The 25,993-nt window shown below is 48.8% G+C and carries 25 protein-coding genes and 1 pseudogene; 16 read left to right on the forward strand and 10 right to left on the reverse strand.

Features of this window, described 5'->3' with window-relative positions; all coding sequences use genetic code 11:
* Nucleotides 1-26: 26 nt before the first annotated feature.
* The 4 genes from OHJ21_RS04780 to OHJ21_RS04795 form a co-directional block, all read right to left on the reverse strand.
* Nucleotides 27-842, reverse strand: a complete 816-nt coding sequence (locus OHJ21_RS04780) for a DUF4367 domain-containing protein (RefSeq protein ID WP_100536553.1) — start codon at nucleotides 840-842, stop codon at nucleotides 27-29.
* Nucleotides 820-1,410: an RNA polymerase sigma factor gene (locus OHJ21_RS04785; RefSeq protein WP_100536554.1), complete on the reverse strand. Its 591-nt coding sequence runs from the start codon at nucleotides 1,408-1,410 to the stop codon at nucleotides 820-822. Before OHJ21_RS04785 ends, OHJ21_RS04780 begins: the two co-directional genes overlap by 23 nt.
* 337 nt (nucleotides 1,411-1,747) lie before the next feature.
* Nucleotides 1,748-2,977, reverse strand: a complete 1,230-nt coding sequence (locus OHJ21_RS04790) for an aminopeptidase (RefSeq protein WP_486019384.1) — start codon at nucleotides 2,975-2,977, stop codon at nucleotides 1,748-1,750.
* A gap of 266 nt (nucleotides 2,978-3,243) precedes the next feature.
* Nucleotides 3,244-4,476, reverse strand: coding sequence for an aminopeptidase (locus OHJ21_RS04795; RefSeq protein WP_326112740.1), 1,233 nt, complete (start codon nucleotides 4,474-4,476; stop codon nucleotides 3,244-3,246).
* Between the two features lie 143 nt (nucleotides 4,477-4,619).
* Here OHJ21_RS04795 and OHJ21_RS04800 point away from each other — a divergent pair, with 143 nt between their 5' ends.
* The gene (locus OHJ21_RS04800) at nucleotides 4,620-4,895 is read left to right on the forward strand and encodes a hypothetical protein (RefSeq protein WP_071224350.1); all 276 of its coding nucleotides are present in this window, start codon (nucleotides 4,620-4,622) and stop codon (nucleotides 4,893-4,895) included.
* 218 nt (nucleotides 4,896-5,113) lie between these two features.
* Here OHJ21_RS04800 and OHJ21_RS04805 read toward each other — a convergent pair whose 3' ends face one another.
* On the reverse strand, nucleotides 5,114-6,466 hold the full coding sequence (locus OHJ21_RS04805) for a TrkH family potassium uptake protein (RefSeq protein ID WP_326112739.1): 1,353 nt from the start codon (nucleotides 6,464-6,466) through the stop codon (nucleotides 5,114-5,116).
* A 78-nt stretch (nucleotides 6,467-6,544) separates the two neighbouring features.
* Here OHJ21_RS04805 and OHJ21_RS04810 point away from each other — a divergent pair, with 78 nt between their 5' ends.
* The 7 genes and pseudogenes from OHJ21_RS04810 (at nucleotide 6,545) to OHJ21_RS04840 (ending at nucleotide 12,370) form a co-directional block, all read left to right on the forward strand.
* Nucleotides 6,545-7,462 carry a DMT family transporter gene (locus OHJ21_RS04810; protein WP_100536558.1) on the forward strand — a complete coding sequence of 306 codons (918 nt, stop codon included), beginning with the start codon at nucleotides 6,545-6,547 and terminating at the stop codon, nucleotides 7,460-7,462.
* Between the two features lie 115 nt (nucleotides 7,463-7,577).
* Nucleotides 7,578-8,713: pseudogene (locus tag OHJ21_RS04815) on the forward strand (alcohol dehydrogenase catalytic domain-containing protein).
* Between the two features lie 162 nt (nucleotides 8,714-8,875).
* Nucleotides 8,876-9,610, forward strand: a complete 735-nt coding sequence (locus OHJ21_RS04820) for an AzlC family ABC transporter permease (RefSeq protein ID WP_486019385.1) — start codon at nucleotides 8,876-8,878, stop codon at nucleotides 9,608-9,610.
* The gene (locus tag OHJ21_RS04825) at nucleotides 9,601-9,927 is read left to right on the forward strand and encodes an AzlD domain-containing protein (RefSeq protein ID WP_100536561.1); all 327 of its coding nucleotides are present in this window, start codon (nucleotides 9,601-9,603) and stop codon (nucleotides 9,925-9,927) included. The genes OHJ21_RS04820 and OHJ21_RS04825 overlap by 10 nt, the downstream gene beginning before the upstream one ends.
* 303 nt (nucleotides 9,928-10,230) lie before the next feature.
* Entirely contained in the window at nucleotides 10,231-10,947 is a 717-nt protein-coding gene (locus tag OHJ21_RS04830) for a glycosyltransferase family 2 protein (RefSeq protein ID WP_100536562.1), read from the forward strand.
* Nucleotides 10,948-10,958: 11 nt separating this feature from the next.
* A complete protein-coding gene (locus OHJ21_RS04835; protein WP_486019386.1) occupies nucleotides 10,959-12,188 on the forward strand; it encodes a glycosyltransferase family 4 protein in 1,230 nt (409 codons plus the stop codon).
* A 14-nt stretch (nucleotides 12,189-12,202) separates the two neighbouring features.
* Complete coding sequence (locus OHJ21_RS04840) at nucleotides 12,203-12,370, forward strand: hypothetical protein (RefSeq protein ID WP_165789609.1); 168 nt, start codon at nucleotides 12,203-12,205, stop codon at nucleotides 12,368-12,370.
* An 83-nt stretch (nucleotides 12,371-12,453) separates the two neighbouring features.
* Here OHJ21_RS04840 and OHJ21_RS04845 read toward each other — a convergent pair whose 3' ends face one another.
* Complete coding sequence (locus OHJ21_RS04845; protein WP_243390848.1) at nucleotides 12,454-13,077, reverse strand: DUF1796 family putative cysteine peptidase; 624 nt, start codon at nucleotides 13,075-13,077, stop codon at nucleotides 12,454-12,456.
* A 192-nt stretch (nucleotides 13,078-13,269) separates the two neighbouring features.
* Between OHJ21_RS04845 and OHJ21_RS04850 the strand changes: the two genes are divergently transcribed.
* Nucleotides 13,270-13,605: a hypothetical protein gene (locus OHJ21_RS04850; protein ID WP_100536564.1), complete on the forward strand. Its 336-nt coding sequence runs from the start codon at nucleotides 13,270-13,272 to the stop codon at nucleotides 13,603-13,605.
* A gap of 15 nt (nucleotides 13,606-13,620) precedes the next feature.
* Nucleotides 13,621-14,691, forward strand: coding sequence for a glycosyltransferase family 4 protein (locus OHJ21_RS04855; RefSeq protein ID WP_100536565.1), 1,071 nt, complete (start codon nucleotides 13,621-13,623; stop codon nucleotides 14,689-14,691).
* Between the two features lie 104 nt (nucleotides 14,692-14,795).
* Here the strand turns inward: OHJ21_RS04855 and OHJ21_RS04860 are convergent, their stop codons facing one another.
* Nucleotides 14,796-15,713, reverse strand: coding sequence for an NAD-dependent epimerase/dehydratase family protein (locus tag OHJ21_RS04860; protein ID WP_486019387.1), 918 nt, complete (start codon nucleotides 15,711-15,713; stop codon nucleotides 14,796-14,798).
* A gap of 178 nt (nucleotides 15,714-15,891) precedes the next feature.
* On the opposite strand from OHJ21_RS04860, the gene OHJ21_RS04865 reads away from it, so the two are divergent.
* The 6 genes from OHJ21_RS04865 to OHJ21_RS04890 all read left to right on the forward strand — a co-directional run bounded on the left by OHJ21_RS04865 (nucleotide 15,892) and on the right by OHJ21_RS04890 (nucleotide 22,697).
* Nucleotides 15,892-17,817 carry an LTA synthase family protein gene (locus OHJ21_RS04865; RefSeq protein ID WP_486019388.1) on the forward strand — a complete coding sequence of 642 codons (1,926 nt, stop codon included), beginning with the start codon at nucleotides 15,892-15,894 and terminating at the stop codon, nucleotides 17,815-17,817.
* Nucleotides 17,818-18,018: 201 nt separating this feature from the next.
* Nucleotides 18,019-19,017, forward strand: coding sequence for a biotin synthase BioB (bioB, locus tag OHJ21_RS04870; protein WP_100536568.1), 999 nt, complete (start codon nucleotides 18,019-18,021; stop codon nucleotides 19,015-19,017).
* A 210-nt stretch (nucleotides 19,018-19,227) separates the two neighbouring features.
* Nucleotides 19,228-19,533, forward strand: a complete 306-nt coding sequence (locus tag OHJ21_RS04875; RefSeq protein ID WP_486019389.1) for a rhodanese-like domain-containing protein — start codon at nucleotides 19,228-19,230, stop codon at nucleotides 19,531-19,533.
* Nucleotides 19,534-19,682: 149 nt separating this feature from the next.
* Nucleotides 19,683-20,021 (forward strand): antibiotic biosynthesis monooxygenase, encoded by a 339-nt coding sequence (locus tag OHJ21_RS04880; protein ID WP_127591088.1) that lies wholly within the window; start codon nucleotides 19,683-19,685, stop codon nucleotides 20,019-20,021.
* 177 nt (nucleotides 20,022-20,198) lie between these two features.
* On the forward strand, nucleotides 20,199-21,449 hold the full coding sequence (locus OHJ21_RS04885) for a DHH family phosphoesterase (protein ID WP_486019390.1): 1,251 nt from the start codon (nucleotides 20,199-20,201) through the stop codon (nucleotides 21,447-21,449).
* Nucleotides 21,450-21,527: 78 nt separating this feature from the next.
* Nucleotides 21,528-22,697 (forward strand): cell wall-binding repeat-containing protein, encoded by a 1,170-nt coding sequence (locus OHJ21_RS04890; RefSeq protein ID WP_486020994.1) that lies wholly within the window; start codon nucleotides 21,528-21,530, stop codon nucleotides 22,695-22,697.
* Between the two features lie 410 nt (nucleotides 22,698-23,107).
* On the opposite strand, the gene qoxD is transcribed toward OHJ21_RS04890, so the two are convergent.
* Genes qoxD through qoxB form a run of 3 tightly spaced genes read right to left on the reverse strand, consistent with a single transcriptional unit; the run spans nucleotide 23,108 to nucleotide 25,933 of the window.
* Nucleotides 23,108-23,395, reverse strand: coding sequence for a cytochrome aa3 quinol oxidase subunit IV (qoxD, locus tag OHJ21_RS04895; RefSeq protein WP_486019391.1), 288 nt, complete (start codon nucleotides 23,393-23,395; stop codon nucleotides 23,108-23,110).
* 1 nt (nucleotide 23,396) lies between these two features.
* Nucleotides 23,397-23,993: a cytochrome aa3 quinol oxidase subunit III gene (qoxC, locus tag OHJ21_RS04900; RefSeq protein WP_100536573.1), complete on the reverse strand. Its 597-nt coding sequence runs from the start codon at nucleotides 23,991-23,993 to the stop codon at nucleotides 23,397-23,399.
* Nucleotides 23,990-25,933, reverse strand: coding sequence for a cytochrome aa3 quinol oxidase subunit I (qoxB, locus tag OHJ21_RS04905; protein WP_100536574.1), 1,944 nt, complete (start codon nucleotides 25,931-25,933; stop codon nucleotides 23,990-23,992). The genes qoxC and qoxB overlap by 4 nt, the downstream gene beginning before the upstream one ends.
* Nucleotides 25,934-25,993 lie beyond the last annotated feature (60 nt).

Consider the following 25,993-nt stretch of genomic DNA (forward strand, 5'->3'; position numbering starts at 1 on the left):
CTGTTCTTTTTAAGATCATCTCAAAATCATTGTATGCTGTTTGCAATTTTTATGAATTCTTCTTCTGTGAAGAATCCGCTGATGGATACAACCACTTGATCATTATCATATAAGAAGCGAAGATTATTCTCGGTTAGATAGGCTTTCGCTCCGGAATCAAGAACAACAGTCTTATTGATATCTCCATTGAGATTGATCATTTTGCCAAGTTGCATTCCGATAAGATCAATATGGAAAAACTTTTCGTCCGAATTTTTATAATGAAGATGGAGCTCGTCAAAAACGGCAGTTTCATCGGTTGTTAATGCGGTAGCCTCATGGAATTTGTAGTCCTCCGGAAGATAATTGACTTTTGGTATTTTAAATACGGCACGTTTTTGCGACTCTGTCAAAGATTCATCGGTATCTGTGAAAGGAATATATTCGGTGTCCACTAATTCAGCCGGCGGTACATACTCTTCTTCCGGCTCTACTGTTTGTTCCGGTGGGGGAGCAGTTAATGCCTTGCTCTTATCGACAGGCTCTCGCATGCCGAAAATTTGAGTCACCACACCATTTCCCCAATCCTTGATTTCCTGATAAACCGGTGTTACCGCTTGAGTTACAGAGGATGGAGAGAATATCAACGCACCAAAGAGCATGGAAGCTGCGATGACACCGGCTAACTGAAATCTGCGTTTGCGCTGTTTCCGAGTGTTTATCTTCTCGACTTGCAGCTTGACCTGCTGCCAGGATTGACGTTTGGATTCGTTGTCAGTAGGGAGTGAGGAACGTGAGGCTGCACGATCAAAGGCTTCGTCAAAGGCCTCATCAAACCAATCATCGTATTTTTCGTTGCTCATCCAATTCACCCCACTCTCTATACAGCATTTTTTTTACGGATTCTCTGGCTCGGAATAAGCGCTGCTTCACGATCTCTTCGCGAGTATTCAGCAGCTCTGCGATTTCCCTGTACGTCAAACTATGCTTCCAACGGTACTCAATCAATAGCTTGTATTCAGGCTTCAATTGGTCGAGGTAATGCTCGATGGATTCCTCCAGCATATTCGACTCCACCTGATGTTCTACGTTCGTGGAAGAAACTACCACGTCCTCTTCATTAATAAAAACACTCTCGACATCCACTTGGTTACGGTATTTTTTATTTTTTCTTAAATAATTCATGGTTGAGTTTTTGGCAACGACACGGAGCCATCCCCGCATCTTGCTTTCGGTTTCAAAATTCGGCTTACTTGTAATCACTTTTATAAAGGACTCCTGAATGATATCCTCAACAGCAGCATGATCCCGTACGACATACAGTATCTGCCCATAAACGAGATCATAAAATTCATAATAGATTTCTTCCTGAATAGGTTCGCTCAGATCAGCGAAATCTGCTGCAAGGAGGAGCTGTAATCGGTTGGACACGCGATAATCCCCTCTCTGGTGTAACCATCCTATTTCTCTCATCATTTTACAACATATCGGGTGAAAAAGCCCTATTAATTCTAATAACAGCCGGCTCTGAAGACGGTTTGCGGGAAAAGGGTTTAACTGTATGAAGTTATGTGTTTGAAGCGCTTTAGCTTATGAGTTAAAAAGGCAATTCTTAGACATGCGTCCATCTCTTCATCCTATGCTCGGCAATCTATCGGTATTAATCGAAAAAAAAAAACAGAGCAGCCTCTGATTACAGGCTGCTCTGTTGTATAGTTTCGATCACATTGCGATGTGTTTGTCACGCATATAACGGAATGGCAGCGGTTTACGCCCAATTCCCGTTGATGAATACGGGTTCCTCCGTGCCATCATGCGTGATTCCGGTAATATTAAGCTCCTTGGAGCCCATCATGAAATCGACGTGGGTAATGCTGGTGTTCAGACCGCTTGCTTGAAGCTGTTCGGACGTCATGGTCTTGCCGCCTTCAAGGTTAAAAGCATACGCGCTGCCGATAGCCAGGTGACAGGAGGCATTTTCGTCAAACAGCGTGTTGTAATACAAGATGCCGCTTTCCGATATCGGGGAGCGATATGGCACAAGAGCAACCTCGCCCAGATAATGCGAGCCTTCATCCATGGAGATCAGGCGGGTTAAGGTATCTTCGCCTTGTTCCGCGGAGAAATCGACGATGCGGCCATTCTCGAACGTGATCGAGAAATTGTCGATGATGTTACCGCCGTAGCTTAAAGGCTTCGTGCTGCGTACAGTGCCGTTCACGCCGGTTTTGAGAGGAGCGGTGAATACTTCTTCCGTCGGAATGTTGGCAACGAAACGCTCGCCTTTCTCGTTGTGGCTGCCCGCCTGGGCCCAAATATGCCCCTCTGGAAGCTCGATCGTAAGATCCGTTCCCGGTGATGTGAAGCGGAGCTTATGATATTTCTTGGCATTGAGCTCATCCGATTTGTGCTGAAGGGTCGTAATATGCTCTTCCCATGCACCAATGGGATCTTCGAGATCCGCGCGAACCGCGTGAAAAATTGCGTCCCAAATGTCGTTCACCTGCTGCTCGGCCGGAACGTCAGGGAACACCTTGGCAGCCCAATCAGGGGAAGGGTAGGCAATGCCGGTCCAGCTCATTTTATCGGCTTGCTGATATTGCCGGTATTTCGCCATGGCTGCGCCATATGTACGTTGATAATTGGATATACGCTCCGGATCAACGCCTTTAAGCAGGTCAGGGTTCGAGGAAAGAATCGTCAAGAAAGCAGCCCCTTGCTCGGCAAGCTCGGTTACTTCCTCCGCATAATATGTCGGCGGCTCCAGAAAAGCCTCATCTGGTGCCAGATCGTACCGAATCCGGTTCACAACCTCATCACTGTAGTTCACCTTAACTTGCTTGGCGCCCGTTTCATAAGCTTTCTTCACGATAAGACGTACCAACGGTGCAGCATCGATCATCGCGTTAACTACCAGCGTTTGTCCTGGCTGTACATTGGCACCCACCTTGACGGCAAGCTCCGCGTAGCGTTCCAATTTTTGCTCAAAGCTGGACATGACAGACCCTCCATTTCTTTTATGCTACCTTTAAGAGGTTGTTCAAAAAGTTGTTTTTTGATCACGAGGTAGATGATCAGGAAGCGAAGCATAAGCTTCGGTGCAACAGCCGACTTTTTGAACATGCATTTTAAGTATCTTCGTTCGCTTTCTTGATTATCGCACAATTTTTCGGATTGTAAATCAACCTCAGGTCAATTAAAGGCCGGAAAAGTTCAAGAAAGCAGCTACTTCATAAGAAATAGCTGCTGATGCTGTATCGTTTCTTAAAATGCCCAGTTTCCTTTCAGGAATACCGGTTCTTCCTGGCCATCTGCCGTTACTCCGTAAATATCCATTTCGCCGGAGCCGATCATGAAATCGACATGGGTTACACTCGTATTGAGGCCGTTCTGAATCAACTGCTCCTGATTCATTTCTTTTCCGCCTTCCAAGCAGAAAGCATAAGCGCTGCCAAGTGCAAGGTGGTTGGAAGCATTCTCGTCAAACAACGTATTGTAATACAGGATGTTTGACTCCGAGATCGGGGATTGGTGCGGCACCAGCGCCACCTCTCCAAGGTAACGGGCACCTTCGTCCATGTTCAGAAGACGCTCAAGTGTTTCATAGCCTTGCTCTGCCGTGAAGCTGACCACTTTACCTTCTTCAAAAGTAAGGGAGAAGTTGTTCACGATGTTTCCGGCATAACTCAAAGGCTTCGTACTGTGTACGGTTCCGTTGACTCCTGTTTTGAGAGGAGCGGTAAATACTTCTTCTGTCGGCATGTTCGCCACAAAGGCATGCCCGCGCTCGTTGATGCTGTCGCCTTGCGCCCAAATATGCCCTTCCGGCAGCTCGATGGTAAGATCGGTTCCCGGTGCGATATAGTGGAGTTTCTTGTATTTTTTTGCGTTCAGCACGGAGGATTTTGCTTCAAGCACTTCGAGGTGCTTGTTCCACGCTTCAACCGGGTTATCCTGATCCACACGTACGGTGTGGAAGATAGCATCCCACAATTTGCCGACTTGTTCGGATTCCGGCACATCCGGGAATACCTTGGCAGCCCAAGCTGCTGAAGGCACAGCGATCAGACACCAGCTAAACTTGTCGGATTGTTGATAGGCGCGATATGTCTTCAATGCTTCACCGCGCGCTTTGTAGAAGTTTCCGATACGCTCGGAATCAATGCCGCTGAGCAAATCGGGATTTTCGGCAAGCACGTGCAGAATGGCTGCGCCGTTCTCCACCAATTCCGTCATTTCGCCGGCATACCATTTCGGCGCTTCGGTAAAGACGTCATCCGCAGCTTTTTCGAATTGTAGTCTTGTTATCGTTTCGTCGGTCCACAGGATCTTAACCAGGCGGGCACCCGCTTCATATGCCTTTTTGGCAATCAAGCGAGTGAACTCGGCAGAATCGACAGGAGCATGAACCACTAAGGTTTGTCCTTCCTGTATGTTAACTCCAACCTTTACAGCCAACTCGGCATATTTGTCCAAGTATGTATGGAAATCGGACATTTGGTACCCTCCAATGCAATTTAATTTACCAACCCATATTATACTAGATCTTGCCGTATAAGAAAAACAATAATCAGCTGCCAAGAAAAGTGATATACTGAGTCTTGTGAGTGCTTTACAACGTAATGAAGGAGCGTGGAAACGTGTCAGAAGTCCGAATCGAGCGTGCGGATATGAAGCGGGATGATAGCGATCAGTTCGTAGGATATACCGTATTTTCTATAGATGGACATGCATCAGCCTACGAGATCACCTTCCTGAGCAAGAATGGCCGGGATTGGGACTACAGCCTGAACTTCGCCGGCGAGCCGGGAATCGAGGAGCAGTTTCTTCAGATTGACGAGCGGATTGAGGCCGACAACGAGTTGTTTGATGATTTGCTGGATGCAGCCATCGATGCGAGTGAGTTCGGGGAATAAGAGACCAATCCAAAATGTATTCCAATGAAAACAAACCGTGCACCTCCCGTGGAAGGGAAGCGTACGGTTTGTTTAAGATTGAAGCATGTATAAGTTTTCAGCGAAGGTGAACAAATTCGATAATCGCTGGAAAAACATCCTCTAAACGGGGTCTGTCCTCTGTGAAAGTGCGTCGATAGATGTTTTTCTTATATGTGCCGACATGGGAGAATAACAAGTTAACCAATCGTAATTCGACCTTCCGGATGGCGGTATAGTTCTTTATTATTCTTGCGGCTAAGCGCGTACGCAAGGGTTAGCGGACCCAACCGGCCAAGGAACATGAGCAGGGCAATGGTGACCTTGCCAACCCCGGACAGCTCGGTTGTAAGTCCCATCGATAGCCCGGCTGTACCAAACGCGGATACGGCTTCGAACAGAATTCTTAAGAATTCACCCGATTCCGTAACGGACAGAAACATGGAAGCTCCCACCAATAGCAGCAACGATAGTATCGTCAGCGTAATGGAACGATAAACCAGGGCTTGGGAAATTCGATTGCGATAGAGAACCACATCGCGTTTACCCTGGATCATCGTGACGACGGCACCAATGAGCACGGCGAAGGTGGTCACCTTAATGCCCCCTCCAGTCGATCCGGGCGCTGCCCCGATGAACATGAGGAGAATCATGAAAAACTGGGAGGATTGCTCCAGACTCGCGATGTCCAAGGTGCTGACGCCACCGGAACGCGGAGTGATCGATTGGAATAAGGACGCCATGATTTTTACCGGGTATGAGAGCGGGCCTAGTGTTTTGGGATTGCTGTGCTCCAGAATAAAGATCATGACAGCCCCGATTACGATTAACAGTGAAGTCACGGTTAATACAACCTTGGAGTGAAGCGACAGTTTCCTGCACTTCGGATATTCGATAAGATCAAAGATGACGATGAAGCCAATTCCCCCAAGGAAGATCAAAAACATGAGAATGATATTGACAACAGGATCCGCTACATAGGTTGCAAACCCTGAGAAAGGTCCGTGAATTTGACCAAAGAGGTCAAAGCCTGCATTGTTGAATATGGAGATGCTTTGGAATATGCCGAAGTAAGCTGCATCCGAAAGCGGCATAATCGCAGAGAACCTGAACGTCAGCAGCAAGGCCCCTGCGCCTTCGATGATCAGCGTGTAGACCAGCACTCTCCGGATGAGATCCACGATGCCTTGAATTTGGTATTGACCCATCGCTTCTTGAAGGATCATGCGCTCCCGAAGCGAGATTCTGCGATTGAACATCAATGCAATCCAGGTGGCTGAGGTCATAAAGCCCAACCCGCCAAGCTGAACGAGCATGAGCATGACAATTTGTCCAAATATGGACCAATGAGTCCCTGTGTCCACAACGGTTAAACCCGTTACACTGATGGCGGAAACCGCTGTGAAGAGAGCATCTACAATCGGGGTAGAAGTCCCGTCCGCAGTAGCGATGGGAAGTTTAAGCAGGAATGTCCCGATCAGTGTAATCGACGCAAAGCCGATCGCCAGAAATTTGGGAGGGGTCATTTGGTTTCGAAGGTCTTTCTTTTTCATGCCAATTATCCTTTTCCGAATGTTTTAATTTTGAAATCATTCTCTAATATAACACGAAAGGTGAATCATTTAACCATCATGAATTCGAACCGAGCACCGATTCCCGTATTTATTCCTCTATTTATCGGCATCATCGCTATTTCTTTTTCCTCGATTTTTGTAAAATGGTCCAGCAGCCCCGTTTCCATCCAGGCGATGTATAGACTGGTGATCACGTTCCTGATCATGCTGCCCTTCGCGGGTAAATATGTGCCGGCTATCAAATCGCTGAAGCGTTCTGAACTGCTGCTGCTCCTTCTATCCGGAGCGATGCTGGCCCTGCACTTTTTGTTATGGATGGGCTCCTTGAAATGGACAAGCGTAGCCAGCTCCACGATTATCCTTGCCCTTCAGCCGGTATTCGTGATGATGGGTGCTTACTTTTGGTTTAAGGAGAAAACATCGCTGGCAGCAATCGGAGGCATGGCCATCGCCTTTCTCGGCGTATTCCTTCTCATTGGAAGCAGTGGGCTCAGTGGGAGCAAAGGGCATTTGACCGGTGATATCATGTCTTTGATGGGAACGGCTGCGGTCGCCGTCCATATGCTGCTGGGTCAATTGCTGCTACGGCGTTTGCCGTCATTCCTGTACAGCTGGCTTGTCTTTGCGGTGGCAGCATCCGTATTGGCGGTGTACAACGTGGGAATGAACATTCCCATGACGGGGTATTCCGGACGTGAGTGGGGGATATTTGCCTTATTGGCTGTCGTGCCAACGGTATTCGGCCATCTGTTATTTAACTGGCTGATGAAGTATGCCACAGCCTCCACCGTATCGATGAGCGTTCTCGGAGAGCCGGTTGGAGCGAGTTTACTGGCCTTTCTCCTGTTGAATGAGTCGATGAATTCCCTGCAGGCGGCAGGGGGAGCGCTTGTGCTGTTAGGGCTGGTATTATTCTTGAAGGTCGGGAAACCGAGAAAGCAGCCTGTCGACATTCAACCCGAAGCGCTGGGGTGAATGTCGCTTTATTTTTTTGCCCTGCCGGAGTAGTTCTGATTGAAATGGCGTACACTGATCCTAAAAATACAAATCCTTACAAAAATGGATATTGATATGAAAAGGGGTTTCGTACGTGAAAGCAGTCACTTATCAAGGCAGACATCGGATCCAAGTGAAGGAAATGAAAGACGCCGTTCTTCGGCAAGCGACGATGTCCTGATTCGAGTCACCACCACGGCCATCTGCGGATCTGATCTGCATTTATATAACGGCGAGCTAAAGCCGCTTAACGATGATTACATTATCGGCCATGAGCCGATGGGAATCGTTGTGGATGCAGGTCCGGAAGTAAGCAGGGTCAAAGCGGGCGACCGTGTGATTATTCCTTTCATCGTTTCTTGCGGAACGTGCGTCTTCTGCCAGAATCAAATGGAGAGCCAATGCGATTATGCGAATGAAGGCAAGAATACCGGTGGTTTTTTTGGATACAGCGACGCGTACGGTGGCTTTCAAGGCGCGCAGGCGGAGCTGCTGCGGGTACCTTACGGTAATTACATGCCCTTTGTCATTCCTGAGGATGCCGAGATGGAAGATGAGAAGCTGCTCATGCTGTCCGATGCGCTGCCCACAGCCATATGGAGCGTGGAGAACGGAGGGGTTAAGCCCGGCGGTGTCGTGGTGGTCCTGGGGTGCGGTCCGATAGGATTGTTAACGCAGAAGTTTGCCTGGATGAAAGGCGCGAAGCGGGTGATTGCGATTGATCATGTGGATTACAGGCTGGCGCATGCGAAACGGACCAATCACGTGGAAACCTACAATTTCGAGAAGATACCCGAGATCGAGGATTATATTCGAGAGATTACCAAGGGCGGTGCCGATGTTGTCATCGATTGTGTGGGCCTGGATGCCAAACGGACCGGCATTGAGATGCTGGGAAGCATGCTAAAGCTTCAGGGGGGCTCCTTGGGTGCTTTCCGCATGGCTGTGAATATGGTTCGCAAATACGGGACCATCCAGTTAACCGGCGTATATGGGCTTGTTTATAATGCGTTCCCGCTAGGGGAGCTGTTCGAACGCAATATCACGTTAAAAATGGGGCTGGCACCCGTCATTCATTACATCCCGCATCTTTATCAAATGTTGAAAGAAGGGACTGTAGACCCTTCGGATATCATCACACACCGGCTCCCGATGGAGAAGGCTGCCCATGGCTACGACATCTTCAATGAGCGGAAGGATGGCTGTATCAAAGTCATCTTGAAGCCTTAAGCAGCCAAATAAACCGAATGAAGAAGCGTTCTTGGCGAATGAGCAGCATTCCCGGGACGCTTTTTTTGATGGGAAAATGGTGTAACAGCGTTGACAATCGTGCAGGAAGAATTCATAGTAATTAAAAATAGAATTGTAGAGTGAGAGAGGAATCAAATACAGATGAGCACCAAGTCAGAAAGGCTTCCCACTAGTCTTGAGGGGCCCAAGGGAAACTCCTATCTTCAAGGCTTCAAAGATTGTATTCCAACCCTGCTGGGTTACCTGAGCATCGGTTTTGCGGCAGGCGTCGTCGAGCGTACCGCAGGTTTCAGCCTGCTCGAAATCGCACTCATTTCGCTGCTGCTCTATGCGGGCTCCGGGCAATTTATAGCCGCAGGGATGGTAGCCGCTGCAAGCCCGGTCTTATCGATTATTGTTACGATATTTTTCGTGAATGCCAGGCATCTGCTGTTAAGCGCCGCGATTGCCCCGTACTTTAAAGGGCTGTCCTCGGGAAAAAGCTTCTTCATCGGCTCCCTGTTAACCGACGAGACGTTTGGCGTTGCGGCAGCTAAGGCCACCGAGCAAAAGAGACTCGGCTATAAATGGATGGTCGGTCTGAATATCACGGCATATCTGTTCTGGTGTGCAGCCAACATAGCGGGCGGATTAGTCGGGGAGTGGATTCCGGAGCCGGAGAAGTTTGGCCTTGATTTTGCTTTGCCGGGGATGTTTATCGGATTGCTGGCTCTGCAATGGATCAGCCGGAAGAAGTATAAACTCGACTTCATGGTGGTTATGATTGCCGCCGTTTCTGTGTTAGCTGTCAGTACGATTATGCCGGGAAGCGCGGCGGTGATTGTCGCGATTATGGCTGCGGCCACAGCAGGGATGGTGATCGAACGATGGAAATAAGATGGCCTATCGCCATACTGATTATCGGTTGTGCTGTCGTAACCCTCATTCCCAGGGTCCTGCCGCTTATGATCCTGAGCAAGCTCCGCATCCCGGAAATGATGATCCGGTGGCTCAATCATGTACCGATTGCTGTCATGGGAGCACTGCTAGCCCAGGAGCTGCTCCTATCGGATGGACGTATAGATCCAGGGGGGCATTCACTCGAATTGATTGCGGCCGTGCCTGCATTCCTAACCGCTTTTCTCACGAAAAGCCTGTTTGCCACCGTCATCGTCGGGATCCTGACTTTGGTGGGGCTCCGCTTGTTTTTCTAATTAAATGTCGCATGATGCATAAGCTGTTCTCCCAGCTGACAAGCGGGAGGACAGCTTGTTTTTGTTAGGGTTGACAGAAATGCCAGCATGCCTGAACCATGCACGTGCCTACAGGGAGCAGGGCGCACGATGTTACAAAAGCTGTTCCTATGGTTGTCCTTTTATATGCCTTCTGCCTGTTATTTGGTCATATGTCAGGGGACAGGGGTCCCTTTCGGAATGCGTAAGCACTGCATATGGTGTACTAACCCATGATATGTATTGAGATCATATATCAAGATAGGCAGAAGGAGGAGACAGGGGATGATGCCGACGGTTACGATAGTCATACCTTTCTATAACTGCCAGTATATACAGCAAGCATTGGAAAGTGCGGTACACCAAACGTACCCTGCCGTAGAAATCATTGTGGTAGATGATGGGTCAACCCAATATTCCAATCTGATTACACCTTACATGAACAGAGTCTACTATATGGGCAAGAGTAATGGCGGAACGGCCAGCGCCTTGAATCATGGCATTCTGCATGCTTCCGGTGAATATATTGCCTGGCTCAGTTCGGACGATCGTTTTGTCCCTCAAAAGATTGAACGGCAGATGTCGTTTATGCTGAGCAGGGGACTCGATGTCACGTATACCGGTTTTTGTGTTATCGATGAGCACAACCGAATCACGAAACCTTATGGCGGGATTCCTATGGCAAGTACAGCAGATTTATGTCGTCAGTTTATCCATTTCAGCCCAATTAATGGTTGTACGGTGATTGCGAAGAAAGACTGGCTGCACCGGGTAGGTCTGTTTAATCAACAGCTTACTTATACCCATGATTACGATCTCTGGATTCGTCTGCTCTTGAACGGAGCCCAATTTGGATTTTTGCCGGATATACTGACCATGTACCGGGAGCATTCTCAAATGGGAACGATCCGCCACCAAGCAACCATTGTTCGGGAATATGAAATGGTCAAAAATAATTACCGCCATGTGCTTGAGCATTACGCACTTCAGCACGGCGGTTAATGGGGGATACCATGAAAATACTGCTAGCAACCCATTGGTTAATCCCTCACGTCGGCGGGGTTTGGCACTTCATGGAGCAGCTTAAAAATCATTTGGAGCGGCTTGGACATGAAGTGGATATGCTTGGAAACAGTCCCGATTACAAGAAAATCCATATTGTTAATCGAGGAAAGGAACTTTCAAAGGACGTTTTGCTGCCCATGCTAGAAACCAAACTCACTAAGCAAACCGCACCGGGACTAAATCAACATTTTGCCTTACGCTCTTATGAGATGGACCGGTACTGCTTGGAGCTTGCAGCATCTTATTTCGGGCTGAATCAGTATGATATTATCCATACCCAGGATATATTCTCCACTCGTTCCTTAAGCAGAGTAAAACCAAAGCGTACCCCGCTTATTTCCCATGTCCATGGCTCCGTAGCTCGAGAAATGATGGACCACTTTCGCAAGAATCCCGCCGAAGGCGTAGACGAACGAAGTCCGGCATGGCGATACTTTCCTGCACTTGAATATCATGCTGCCATGTCTTCAGATATAACGATTGCTGCGAACCAGTGGTCCAAAAATATTCTGGTCGGGGAATTTGGCGTGCCTAGTTATCGAGTAGCCGTTTTCCAATATGGGCTGGATGCTGCCGGATTCCAAGCAAAGTTTAACCAAGGAAGTTCGGTGTTTCGGCCGTATGGAAAAAAAGTGATCATTTGTCCTGCCAGGCTGGTGTATGTTAAGGGAATCCACGTGCTTCTGTCCGCATTAGCCATATTAAAGCAGATGCGCAGTGATTGGGTGTGCTGGATTGTAGGGGATGGGAGTATGCGGAGACAACTGGAGGAGCAGTGCATACATGCCTCATTGCAACAAGATGTGTTTTTTTTGGGCGAGCGAAGCAACGTTCCGGGGCTGCTCGCCCAGGCTGACATCTTTGTACACACCTGTATTCAGGATAATCAGCCGTTCTCCGTAATGGAAGCGCAAATGGCAGGATTGCCTTCTGTTGTGTCGACAGCAGGAGGTTTGCCTGAAATGGTCACGCATGGCTATACCGGGCTGCTTGTGCCAGTGGAAGATGCCCTGAGCACAGCTCAGCAATTAAACGCGCTTTTGGGAAATGATGAGTACCGTAAGTTCCTTGGTCAGAACGCAAAGGCGTTTGCCATCAATCACTGGTCCATGGACCTGATGATTGAACGACTTCTAGCCATATATAACAGCGCCATTTCGCAAAAATCTTCTTCTTAAAGGGGAGTGGAGATATGAATCAGCAGCAAGGATTTGCGGTTATGAGTGATTTATATAACCGACTATTTGTGAATCAGGTGTCAACTCCGGAGCTTGTTGTCGACTATGTAATATGGAACCGGATATTTCAATCGCTTCCTAAAGAATATAAGCTGCCAGACGAATCTGTCACGAATATTTAAGGATGAATGGCCGGTCAAGATGAGATTCTTGCCCGGCCATTTTGTTTTGATCATTGTTTTTTCATGAAGTGAAATATGTCAGGTTAGATCAGCCACATTCCATCAAAGATAAAAGACCAACGATGGCGGTTGCTATACCAAACGTCCTGATTCGGCATGTTGACTACGCATACATGCTTTAGCTTCCAGTCCTGCAATTCAAGCTCCGGAACCGGCAAATGGTTAACAACGAGGAGATGGAATGGACCTGTGACTAGCTGCTCCAGTGTTACAGCAAGCTCTTTGATATCTTCATAATTGGAATCGGTTCGGATAAAGAGAATACGTCCTCCGCTTTCTACTTTGTGCAAGAACCTTAAAATTCTTCGATCATATTTAGCTTTGACTTCCGGATAGGCTGCAAGGTGAGGCGGGAAGTTGCTGTGTATATAAAAATCATGGTTCATATATAGATCATATTCCCGATCCCACACGTTATAGAGCTCATCATTAGCCTTGTCAATTGTCGTTAGGTTAGGATAGGATAGCATTCCTTGAAATCGGTTGCGAAGCAATCTTGTAACATTAGGAAGTACTGGGGTACCCATCCAATCGAGAGGTCCAGCCATATTACGCAGTCCATGTGCCCTCAGTTCCATGGCGGGCAAACAGTTTATCCCCAAGCTGAAAATGGCAGAATAGGGTCCCTTCAGATCCTGCAGAGTCATCACGATGGTCACCAACCTTTCCAATCGAAATTATTCTTCATCATATTAAATGCGAATCGGAAAGAAACGGCTTGGACCGGGGATCAAGTCCCACGCATTTGGATGTTCGTCACTATGGATATGCCCTTACCGGCACAGCGGTAGTTACATATCCTGATATTAATGAAGCTGCCATAGCCAGGAGGGAATGAAATGTCCATCTTTCGTTTAGATGCAGTGGAATACGGTAACATTGACGCGCGGTATATCCAGTCCGTGGACCTCACCATTACGAATGCGGGGCCTGATGTATTTGATGTCCTCGTGCATGGATATCACCCCCAAGGAGTTTACCATGTCGGCCTAGTACATGTAGGGGTCGGTTCCACGGTGTTTGTGCCCAATATCATGAATCATAATATTGCGTTCAGCCTGCTGCTCGTGACCAATATTAATTACTCGTACTCCACATTGGTAACCGTGCATGCCAAGAACGAAGGACAGCTTGTGGCCGTCTACTCACATTCTGATTTTCAAGTTATCGAATAACGGGAGGTGTGCGACATGAAGGTGCTGTTCGTCTACTATGTGCCGAGCGGTGGGGTCGAAACATTAAACAGACAGCGATGCCGTGCACTGCGACTTGCCGGGATTGAGGCGCATTGTCTGTATTATAAGTGGGGGTCGGGCATGCAGAATGCTGCGGACTTCCCCATCTACGTAACCCGCAATGACATCGAGATCAAGCACATCTTGGATTCGAATAATTTTGACGTCATCGTCGTTACGACGGATCACGCCAGTTTTCCGCGGTTTCGAATGCTCGGTTTTAAAGGGAAATTCGTGCTGGAGATTCAAGGCTATGGACCAAAGAGTGTGGCTCATGCGCAGCTTACACAGGCAGCGCCGTATGTGAACCAGTATGCTGACGCGCTGTTGAATCCCAATACCCCTCATATTGCCGCTCTATTCCAGCAACTGTATCCTCATAAGCCTCAATTTCATTTCAACAATTGCTTTGATAGTCAGGAGTTCACATACAGTCATTATCCGAGTTCCCCAGACAGCCCGGTCATGGCATGGCTCGGGCGGATTGAGGATAACAAGAATTGGCGTGAATTTCTTCATATCGGTCATGCGCTTAAGGAGCATGTTCCTGATCTGCAAATGTGGATGTTCGAGGATATTGAGCTCAGCCAGCCGGCAGAAAGGGAACAGTTCCTCGCACTCATTCATGAGTTGGATCTGTTGGACCGGTTAACCCTTCGATCCAATGTGCCCAATGCAGAGATGCCTTACTACTATTCGGTTATCGGTGATTCCGGCGGGTTTCTGTGCTGCACCTCCAAGGTAGAGGGAGCGCCTTATGCCGTTCTGGAGGCGATGAGCTGCCGCTGCCCGGTGCTGACAACCGATTCGGATGGGGTATCTACCTCGGTGTACCACAATTCCACAGGCAAGTTCTACGTGCTCGGGAACGTACACCATGCCGTTAACGAAGCGCTTGAACTCATGAGGGATTCGGATCTGCGTGAACAAATTCGAAGCAAGGCGATGAGACATGTCGAGCACAATTTCAATCCACATATCTATGCGATGAATTTTGCCGGCCTGCTTCAATCGATAGGGTTGTAATCCCATGGTTTTAACATTCAGTACGTATAACAAAACAGCCTTATTCCTTGAGATGAACGAGGAACAAGGCTGTTTTCTGTTGTCACCTACCGTTCATTAGCTAACTAGGATGTGCGAAGCCAGTGGCGGTAGGTTTCTTCCACTCCTTCCTCCAGGCTAAATAATGGGCTCCACTTCAGGAATGCCCGGGTTCTCTCATTATTCAGACAGCTGTGCAGAATATCACCGTTCTTCGCAGGCAGATAGTTGACATCAATGCGGTCAGGATGCAGCCTGCTGATGAGATCGACGAGGGAATTGACGGTATGGCCGGTGCCGGTGCTAACATGAAGAACGCACTCATCCCCGTGTTGGATGGAGGCGAGGTTCGCTTCAACCACATCCTTGACATAAATGAAGTCCCGGGTTTGCTCGCCATCCCCGTATATATGAAACGGAGCCCCTTGACGCAGGCGGTCACCAAACACCGCCACAACACCGCCTTCTCCCTTCGCCGTCTGACCCGGACCGTAGACATTCCCATAACGAAGAATGGTGTACTGCAGGCCGAAGAAGCGGTGGTATAAACGGATATATTGCTCACCTGCCACCTTGGATAGTGCATAGAAGGAGATCGGATTAACCGGATCATCCTCCGTCAGCTGAGATTTCTCCAGATCTCCATATACGCCTGACGTCGAAGCAAACACAATCTTACGGACCCCTGCCTTACGGCAAGCTTCAAGTATATTGATGGTGCCCATCACATTCGCATCCGCATCAAGCCGAGGCTCCTTGATCGACCGCTGGACATCAGCCTGTGCGGCCAAGTGGAACACGACGTCCGGCTTCAGCGCGGAGATATACGACGTGGTCTGCTGACTGTTTACATCGGCTACATGTAAAATCGCCTCGCTGTGAAGGCGACCTGGATCTCCGGTTGTCAGGTTATCAATCACATGGACTTCATAGCCTTGATTAACAAGTCCATTCACCAGATGGGAGCCGATAAAGCCTGCTCCGCCGGTTACAACCATCTTCATGTCTTAAACCCTCCAGCCTTTTGATTGGGATGCTTTATCCTACGTGATACGGAAGGATCATGCATTGGACAATTGACAGGGGGCGCGAAGGAATGGGCAGATTAGATTGACGTTTACATTCCTGTTATAATGGAAGCTGCAATTTAACATTATTTTTACACAGAAGAGGGAATGGAAAATGGAACGCTACCTTGAACAAAGGTTGAAATTATGCATACTCGTTTTTTTGACGCTCTTATTGAAGTTGATCCTTCTAAGAGTGTTTCTGTTTAATGGGGTCGCATGGGGTAAGGTGCTTACCGATGCGCTATCTCTGATGGTCCTGATTAGCTTTCTGGAGCTGATCCTGCCGGTAAGAGGGAAAAAGATGGTCTATGTGATCCTAAATGTCGTATTATCTTTCACCATGTTTGCGTCCGCTGTTTATAACGTTCATTTTGGGTCCATACCGACGTATACCGCGCTTGCGGGTATCGGTCAAGTAAACCAGGTGAGAGCCAGCATTACGGCTTTGTTAGAGCCGGAGCACTTTCTTTTCTTCCTGGATGTGTTCGTTCTACTGGTCATATGGGCGATTCGAAAAATTCGTTCGCACTCCCAAAGAGGATTGCATTTCGGCGGAGTCCGTTCCAGCTATTCCGCATCCTATTCGCGCAGGCCTGGAATGAAGTGGCGTATATCCATGACGGTTGTACTGGTCATTGCGGGTGTTCTGTCCGGACTCATCATGCGCAAAGAATGGGGAATTGAGAATGAAATCGTGCGAGCGGAGCAAATGGGATTCATGAATTATCAGGTTTCCGCCGTGATCCGGAATTCGCAGGAGAATCGTGCGCTGGCCGAAGGGAGTCTGCAAGACACCATTCTGCGGTCCCAGCAGCTGCTGGCGACCTATCCTTACGTTAAGGAAGCTAAGGACAAGCCGGATTACTTCGGCGCTGCCACAGGCAAAAATCTGATCATCGTTCAGATGGAATCGCTGCAGAATTTTCCGGTTGGTCAATCCCTGAATGGCCAGGAGCTGACACCGGTGATGAACCAGCTTGCGGATGACGGCCTGTATTTCCCGCATGTCTTCCAACAGATTGGACAAGGCAACACGTCGGATGCTGAGTTTGCGGTCAATACATCGATTTATCCAACCGGAACGGTGGCGATGTCCACCGGGTTCGGACATAAAGAGCTGCCGGGTCTGCCGCGGCTCTTGAACAAGCACGGTTATGTTACGACGACATTCCACGTGAATGATGTGAAGTTCTGGGATCGGAGCAAGATGTACCCGGCCCTTGATTTTCAACATTATTACGACAAGCCGTACTTCACGAATGATAACTTCAATGAATTCGGACCTTCCGATGAAGAGCTGTTCCGTGTCGGCGTGGACAAGCTGTTGGAGAATCAACAGCAGAACAAGCCTACCTATGCCCACTACATCACGGTATCCAACCATTCTCCATACCATGTGAAGGATGAATTTGCAAAGATCACCCTGCCGGCTGAGCTGGAAGGGACCCATCTGGGGAATTACCTGAAGTCGGTGAATTATTCTGATTATGCACTCGGAACATTGGTTGACCGTCTGAAGCAGAACGGGTTGTGGGATGATACCGTACTGGTTGTGTACGGCGATCACTTCGGCATCAATCCGGCAGAAGCCGACGCCGATATGATCTCGTCCACGCTAGGTATTCCTTACCATGAGCGGGTCAGCCGATTTAACATCCCGCTTGTCATTCATGTACCCGGCATGAAGGAAGGAAAGGTCATCGAGCAGGTAGGGGGTCAGGTCGATATTCTGCCAACCGTCGCAAATCTTTTAGGCGTATCGCTTGACGATGAAGGCTTTAACGCATTTGGGCATGACCTGCTGAATGTGGACCGCAATGTAATCGGGATGAGATATTATTTGCCGACGGGTTCCTTCTTTAATAACGACATTCTGTTTGTGCCAGGGGACGGGTTTGAGGACGGCACGGCGGTTTCCTTAAAGACGCTCGAGCCCGTAACGGACATCACGCAGTATCGCAGCGATTATGACTATATATTGCAGCTGATGAAAATGTCCGATGAATACGTGAAAATGCTGCCCAAACGGGCACCGTAAAGCCAATGAGTGGTTAACGAGGAGAGGATTGTTTCATCAAGCCTGCCTGACGCAGGCATAGATGAAGCAGTCCTTTTTTTTCTTGTAAAGCTGCGATTGAGGATTGCCTCAGTTTCGTCATCTATGCTATTATTACCCATATTGTTAACTTGATTATTAATAAAAATGGTTGACAATAAAACGGAGAGGGTGAAGGAAGATATGACGACTCAAACCCATTATGATTGGGCGACGCTGGCTGATCATGTTGTGCAAGGGCATGATATTACGCCGATTGAGGCTATGGGAATTCTGAACAGCGAGGATCAAGAACTGCTGACGGTTATGCAGGCCGCCTATCGCATCCGCCGCGAGTATTACGGGAATAAGGTCAAGCTCAACATGATTGTAAACGCCAAATCCGGGCTGTGTCCTGAAGATTGCGGATACTGCTCCCAATCCATCGTGTCGGAAGCACCTATTGATAAATACGCATGGCTGACCAAAGACAAAATTCTGGAAGGCGCGCGTGAGTCGGTTCGCCGAAAGGCGGGAACCTATTGCATCGTTGCCTCCGGTCGTCGTCCTACCAATCGGGAGATTGATCATGTAGTCGCAGCGGTGAAGGAGATTACACAAACGACGCAGCTGAAGGTGTGCTGTTGTCTGGGTTTTTTGAATGAGGACCATGCGCGTAAGCTCGCCGATGCCGGCGTGCACCGATATAACCATAATCTGAATACTTCCAAAGATAACTACGAGCAGATTACGACCACGCATACATACGATGACCGGTTAGATACCGTGAAGCAGGCAAGCTCTTCCGGAATGTCCCCTTGTTCCGGAGCCATCTTCGGAATGGGCGAGAGCCTGGAAGAACGGGTGGAAATTGCGTTTGCTCTGAAATCGCTTGGAGCGGATTCGATTCCCTGCAATTTTCTGAATGCGATTGAGGGCACTCCGCTTGAAGGACGCAAGGAATTGACGCCGATGATGTGTTTGAAGATTCTTGCGATGATGCGGTTTGTTAACCCCACGAAGGAGATTCGGATTGCTGGCGGACGTGAAGTGAATCTGCGCTCCTTGCAGCCGCTGGGATTATATGCAGCCAACTCGATCTTCATCGGCGATTATTTAACGACAGAAGGCCAGGCCCATACCGCAGACTGGGGATTGATTGAAGATCTAGGGTTTGAAATTGAGGAATGCGCTCTGTCATGATGTATTGACATTTATGCATGAAGCACATACTATATACCCGTAGGGGTAGGAATGGGGACGGAATGTCCCATGCTCTTCCCACCAAGCATCAAGCTGATGCACTTGACAATGATGGGGGAATGCTTTGTGCTGATTGCATCTGCCGCTGTGATTATATTTATATTCAGTTTATATTACCGCAGGTATGTACCTATAACTGGTTTACGGTTCATGAAGTGCAGTGATCTTCGACAGGCTCGGAAGGAGTGTCCGAATCTGAAAATGCTCGATGTACGCGATGTATCCGAATATATGGCCTGTCCGCGGAAAGAAACGATTAACATCTCTCTCGGCAGATTGCCGTATGTGTGGGAGCAGGAGCTGAAACCTGATGACTCCGTGGTGATAGTAACGCCCAAGCGCTCGGATGGAATTCTCGCTGCGCGCAAGCTGAAGAAGGCCGGCTTTACTTCGCTTTTTTATCTGCAGGAGGATTGTACGGCTTGCCATTCCATGCAGCACGCATCACTGAATTAATGATGATCTGATCAGCAGGCTTTTGCTGGTCAGATTTTTTTAGTTTTCGGTTGAGGCATAGAATTTGACAATGATAATCGTTATCATTTAAAATGGATAAATATCGTTCATTTGTACGGTTATTTTCGCTAAGGGAGTGTTCGTTGAATATGTTGATCGAGACGAAAACGATTATTGTTAAAGCAGGCACATCCAATCTGGTTGTTGAGCGTTTCAGCAAGCCGGGACCTATTGAAGAAATTGAAGGTTTCATCGATCTGAGCGTCCTTGTTAAGAATGCAAAGCGTACCGACGAAACCGAAGAAGTCATCGTCATGATTCGCTGGGAATCCAAAGAAGCGTGGAAACGCTGGGAAACCAGTCCCGCGCATATTCAAGGACACCGTGATAACCGCGGCAAGCCGCAGCCGGAGCATGTGATCAGCTCCAGCCACGGCATGTATGAGGTTAAGGCATCCAAAGGACCGAGACCTGTCCAACAGGCATAATATTATATGATCCAAAAAGAAGCGGCTGCTAGAACCGCTTCTTTTTTTGTTCCATGGTAACCTCGGGTGGGGCCCACAAGGGTTAAAAGGGTTAAAACGACAGATTTTAGGGAACCGTAAAGGGATGAAAGACAGGATCAGCTAATCATTCCACCTACTGTTTGGAGGAAGTCACCTATGTATCATCTATATAGCCATAATGATCTGGATGGTGTCGGTTGCGGCATTATCGCCAAATGCGCTTTCGGTGAAGGAATTGATGTCCGTTACAACTCCATTCACGGTTTGAATCAACAAGTTGCAAGGTATTTGAACCGGACTTCCGTGCAGGAAAATCCGTATGATGTGTTGTTTATTACGGATTTGTCGGTCGCTCCGGATATGGAGAAGGAACTGAACGTGTTTGTTGAAGAGGGAGGGCAGGTGCAGCTGATCGATCACCACAAAACGGCTCTTCACTTGAATGAATATAGCTGGGGCCAAGTGGACATCACGCATCGGGACGGCCGATTGGCATCGGCAACCTCACTATTTTACGAATATTTAATTGAGCATGGACATCTGGGCAGAAGTGAAGCGCTGGACGAATTCGTAGAACTCGTCCGCCTCTATGATACGTGGGAATGGGAAGAGAACCAGAAGATTGAGGCTAAACGCCTGAATGATCTGTTCTTTATGTTGTCCCTTGACGAATTTGAGAGCAAGATGACGCAGCGTCTGCGGGAGCAAGGGGGCTTCTTCTTCGATGAGTTTGAAGAAAAAATATTGGACATGGAAGAGAATAAAATTGATCGTTATATCCGCCGCAAGCAGCGAGAACTCATTCAGACCTTCGTGGGGGAGCATTGCGTAGGCATCGTTTATGCCGAATCCTATCATTCTGAACTTGCCAGCGAGCTGGGAACGACATATCCCCACCTTGACTACATTGCCATCTTGAACATGGGGGGAAGGAAAATGAGCCTTCGCACGAGTCATGATCACGTGGATGTGTCCGAAGTGGCGATGAGGTACGGAGGAGGCGGCCATCCCAAAGCAGCGGGGTGCACGATTACGGAGGAAGTGTATCAGTTATTTGCTGCTGATCCGTTCGAGCTGGAACCGATCCGGTTCGATGCTTCGAGGAATCAGTTCAACATGAAGGGGGCGGAGTCCGGCGTTCTGTACGAAAGCTGGGGCGAGGATCTGCTGTTTGTTTATGCCAACGCCGGAGAATGGATTGTCGAGTGGAATGGAGAACCCCTCCCATTCCGGTTCGGATCGTTCGAGGAGGCAGAGCGGCACATGAAGCGGCAGTATGGCGTCTGGCTGTCCAGGGATGACGTGTTTGTGAAGATGCTGAAGGAACAATGGATGCGAAACCGATCCAATGACCGCCTGGGTCTGCCACTGGATATGGATGAGGAGAAGTTAATGGAAGATCTGTAGCTGTAACAGCATCAAGGGTGGAAGAGATCTATCCTAGAGACCTTTATTGTGAGACAGGAGGAATTTACGGTGAAAAAAATGATCGCCGGCTGGGCTCTTGCCCTGTTAACGGCAGGCATTCTCGCATGGAGTCAAACGCAAAGTCATTCCGAGCCCTCCATTCCCTCGGCTGTTCACAGCAAAGAGCTGCTGAAGGATGTTCCTGTACCTTGGTCTGCTACGAAGAACACCATCCGATTGAATACATCCGATCCTGTAAGTGCGGCCGTACTGACCTCCAAGACGCTGTGGCAGTCCACGAATGAGCATAGTCGACCGCAGACGGTGACCCTGGTGGATTCGGCTCACTGGTCCATAGCGGCTGTGAGCGTCGATCTGACGCAGCTTAACGAGGGACCTCTGCTGTTTGTGGAGGAAGAGGGGATTCCCAAGGAGACACTGGAAGAGCTGAGACGGTTGAAGCCAAGGGGATCGGAGCATAACAAGGGCATTGAGATTATCACCGTCGGCCCGATCTCGGACAGGGTGATGAAGGAGCTGAACGGGCTTGAATATAAGACCGATCACATTCCTGCCGGGGAACCTGAAGAAGCTGCAGCCGCTATCGATGAATACGCCGCTAAGGTATCCGGATCTGTACCCACCTCGGTTATTGTCGGATCGATGGATCGTCCGGACTATACGCTCCCTGCGGTGAGCTGGATTGCGCATATGCCGGAAACGATGCTGTATGTCCGCGAGAAGAATGTGCCTGAAGAGACGGCACAGGCGCTTCATAAGCGAAAAGGAAAAGCGAATATATATATTATCGGCCCGGAAAAGGTGGTATCCCGGGCCGTAGAGGACGAGCTGCGGCAATATGGGAAGGTAACGCGAATATCCGGGGATGACCCATTCGAGAACGCCATTCATTTTGCACAGTTCCATGATCCCGCAACAGGCTTTGGTTGGGGCGTTCAATCGCCAGGATACAGCCTCTCGTTCTCGACACCAGATTCACCCATATTGTCCATAGCAGCTGCTCCTTTGTCCCATATGGGTAAGCGAGCACCTTTATTGTTTACGGAACGCGACGGGGTGCCACGCTCCATTACGAAGTATGTAGAATCCATACGGCATCAGAGCGGCACGTCTCCGCTGGAAGCTCCTTATAATCACGCTTGGATCATTGGAGACGAACAGACCTTGACCACGAAGCTCCAGAGTGAGATTGATGAAATTTTGGATATGGATGCAGGGCGTGACTAATGTCGTCTTCCAAGTCCATTGCAGGTGAAGTTGGCCCATGGTGTATTGAATGTAAAGAAACCGTTCCTTTCGTAAATGGCGGGTAGCACTTCCATTTTACCAAGAAACGGTTTCTTTTCGTTTGTCTAAAGTATGTTTCCGCACCACGCAGCGGAGAAGACGAAACGATTCCGGACAAGCGAGAGCGGTTGCCTTTGTCCCCGAATTTCTTCCTTACTTCAAACCATTCCAAGAAATTTGGGGACAACAGCGATGGGAGGAACAATTCGTACACGCAGCGTCTCTTAGTAGAAAAAGAGGGCATCCCGCCAGATCTAAGATCTTTTGGAACACCCTCTTTGTTATTGGATGAAATTATCGGGATGCGGACGTTCATCGTTACGTTACAAGTTCACAAAGACTCGCGGGTCTTAAGCGTACCAGCCCCATATGAAGATGAACAGCGTTCCGAAGATCGTGACAAGGCCGACAAACAAAGCGAAGGCAATGTTGATGTAAACGGACTTTTTGTCATCACTTTCCCCGACGTGCATGAACAGCATAAGCTGAACGGCTGCCTGCAGGATCGAGGTAACCAGCAGAACGGCCAATTTCGAAGCTGCCGGCATATCCAGCAGAACGACGAGCGCAACCGCTGAAAGGACGAGAGACGATATATAACCCGCTACATGCTTAATTGGAAACAGCTGTTTTATCATGTCACATCAGTCCTTTCAGATACACAAAGCTGAAAATGAAGATCCACACAACGTCCAGGAAGTGCCAGTAGAGCGAGAAGATAAAGGACTTGTTGGCTGTGGAATGATCCAGCCCATGCTTTTTAAGTTGAATCAGAATGGCAGTTCCCCACAGGAGACCGAAGGTAACGTGAGCTCCGTGCGTGCCAAGCAATGTGAACAAGCTGGAGGAGAAGGCGCTCGTTGAGAGCGTTACTCCTTCATGCACATAGGTGAAAAATTCGAAGATCTCGATCCCAAGGAAGCCCGCACCCAGCAGCAGGGTGATGACCATAAAGATCATCGTTTGCTTTTTCAGTCCCAGACGCATCGCATGAACAGCCAAACCGATCGTGAAGCTGCTCGTTAAGAGCAGGAACGTCTCAAGCAGGACCGGTGTAATTTCAAAGATTTCCGCTCCGCTCGGACCGCTGGCAAAGCGGTTTACGAGAACGAAGTAGACGGTAAACAAGGTAGCAAAGAGCGCGATTTCAGCTCCGAGGAACAGCCAGAAGCCGAAGATACGATTACGGTTTTCCTCTGTTCCATATTCCAGCGGCTGAGTGGCATCTATTTTCATACCGTATCACCCCGCAGTTTCTGTTCGGTTTGAACAATCTCTTCAACCGGAATGTAGTACCCGTGATCACGGTCGAAGGACATGGTAGCCATAATGATCAATACCGCGATACCGGCAACGATGGATGGAATCCACCAGCTGAATACCAGGAAGAAGCCAAGGAAGAAGAAGGCGATACCCAGTATAAACGGCTTACCGGTGTTGCTTGGCATGTGAATTTTGGTAATTTTCTCATCTGAAAGCGGCTCGTTGTTTTTCTTCGAGAACCAGTAGGCGTCGCGGCCTTTGACTTTCGGCGTTACTGCAAAGTTGTATACCGGAACCGGACTTGGCGTAGACCATTCCAGTGCGCGTGCATCCCATGGATCTCCTGTTTTATCGCGCGGCTCGTAACGTGTACTCCAGTAGATGTTGTATACCAGAATGATGAATCCGATCGCCAGGCCGACGGCGCCGACCATCGACAGCATATTCAGCGGGCCAAAGCCGGTTTCAGCTGAATAGGTGTACGTACGACGGGTCATCCCCATAAGTCCCAGGAAGAACATCGGGAAGAACGTTACGTTAAATGAGATGGCAATGAACCAGAATGCGATTTTGCCAAGCTTTTCGTTCAGACGGAAGCCGAACACTTTAGGGAACCAGTAATGGAAACCGGCAATGACGGCGAATACGGCGCCTGGAATGAGCACATAGTGGAAGTGGGCAACCAGGAACATCGTATTGTGATATTGATAGTCCGCACTGGCCATCGCCAGCATGACGCCGGTTACGCCGCCGATCGTGAAGATCGGAATAAAGGCAAGGGAGTAGAGCATCGGCGTCGTAAAGCTGATTCGACCCTTGCGAAGCGTGAAGAGCCAGTTGAATATTTTGATCCCGGTCGGTACGGCGATCGCCATCGTTGTGATGGAGAAGAAGCCGTTGACCATGGCCCCTTGACCCATCGTGTAGAAATGGTGGGCCCATACCAGGAAGGACAAGCCGGAAATAATCGCCATACTCAATACCATGGAGCTGTAACCGTACAAGTTCTTTTTGGAAAAAGTTGAGATAATCTCACTGAAAATACCGAAAGCCGGTAGTATGACAATGTATACCTCAGGGTGTCCCCATACCCAGAACAGGTTGGCCCATAGCATATCCATGCCGCCGTTGGCCATCGTGAAGAATTGCGAACCGAAGATGCGGTCGAACATCATAAGCAGGAGCGCAATCGTAAGCACAGGGAAAGCAAAGATAATGATGACGCAAGTAATCAATACCGACCATGTGAACATCGGCATGCGCATCAGGGTCATGCCCGGCGCGCGCATCTTCAGGATCGTTACGATAAAGTTAAGGCCTGTCAGCAAGGTACCAATCCCTGAAATCTGTAGCGACAGAGAGTAGTAGTTGTTGCCGACCGTCGGACTGAATTCGATACTGGCCAGCGGGAAGTAAGCGGACCAGCCGGCATCCGGCGAACCTCCGATAACGAAGGAAATGTTGAACAGCATGGCTCCGGCGAAGAACAGCCAGAAGCTGATTGCGTTCAGTTTAGGGAAAGCTACGTCACGGGCACCGATCTGAAGCGGAATGATGACGTTCATCAGACCGAAGATAAACGGCATGGCCATAAAGAGGATCATGATGACCCCGTGAGTCGTGAATACTTCATTATAATGCTGACCGGTCAGAAACTTCATCTCCGGTGCGGCGGTCTGCGCGCGCATCATGATCGCGTCGACGCCCCCGCGGAACAGCATGATCAATGCACAGATGATGTACATGACCCCGATTCTTTTGTGATCCACGGTTGTCAGCCATTCCCGCCACATATATCCCCACTTCTTGTAATAGGTCAAACCGAAGAGGATTGCGAGCGAGACGAGCACGATACTCACCATGGCGCCGTAAATTAACGGATCACCGGTAACGAAAAATTCGTCCCATTTCATAAAGGCCTAGCTCCTTTCTGGATGTATGAAGTAGATCGGGAGAACCATGATTCACTCACC

The organism is Virgibacillus sp. LDC1 (genome assembly GCF_025792345.1).
GTDB classification, from domain to species: Bacteria; Bacillota; Bacilli; order Paenibacillales; family Paenibacillaceae; genus Paenibacillus_AQ; species Paenibacillus_AQ lautus.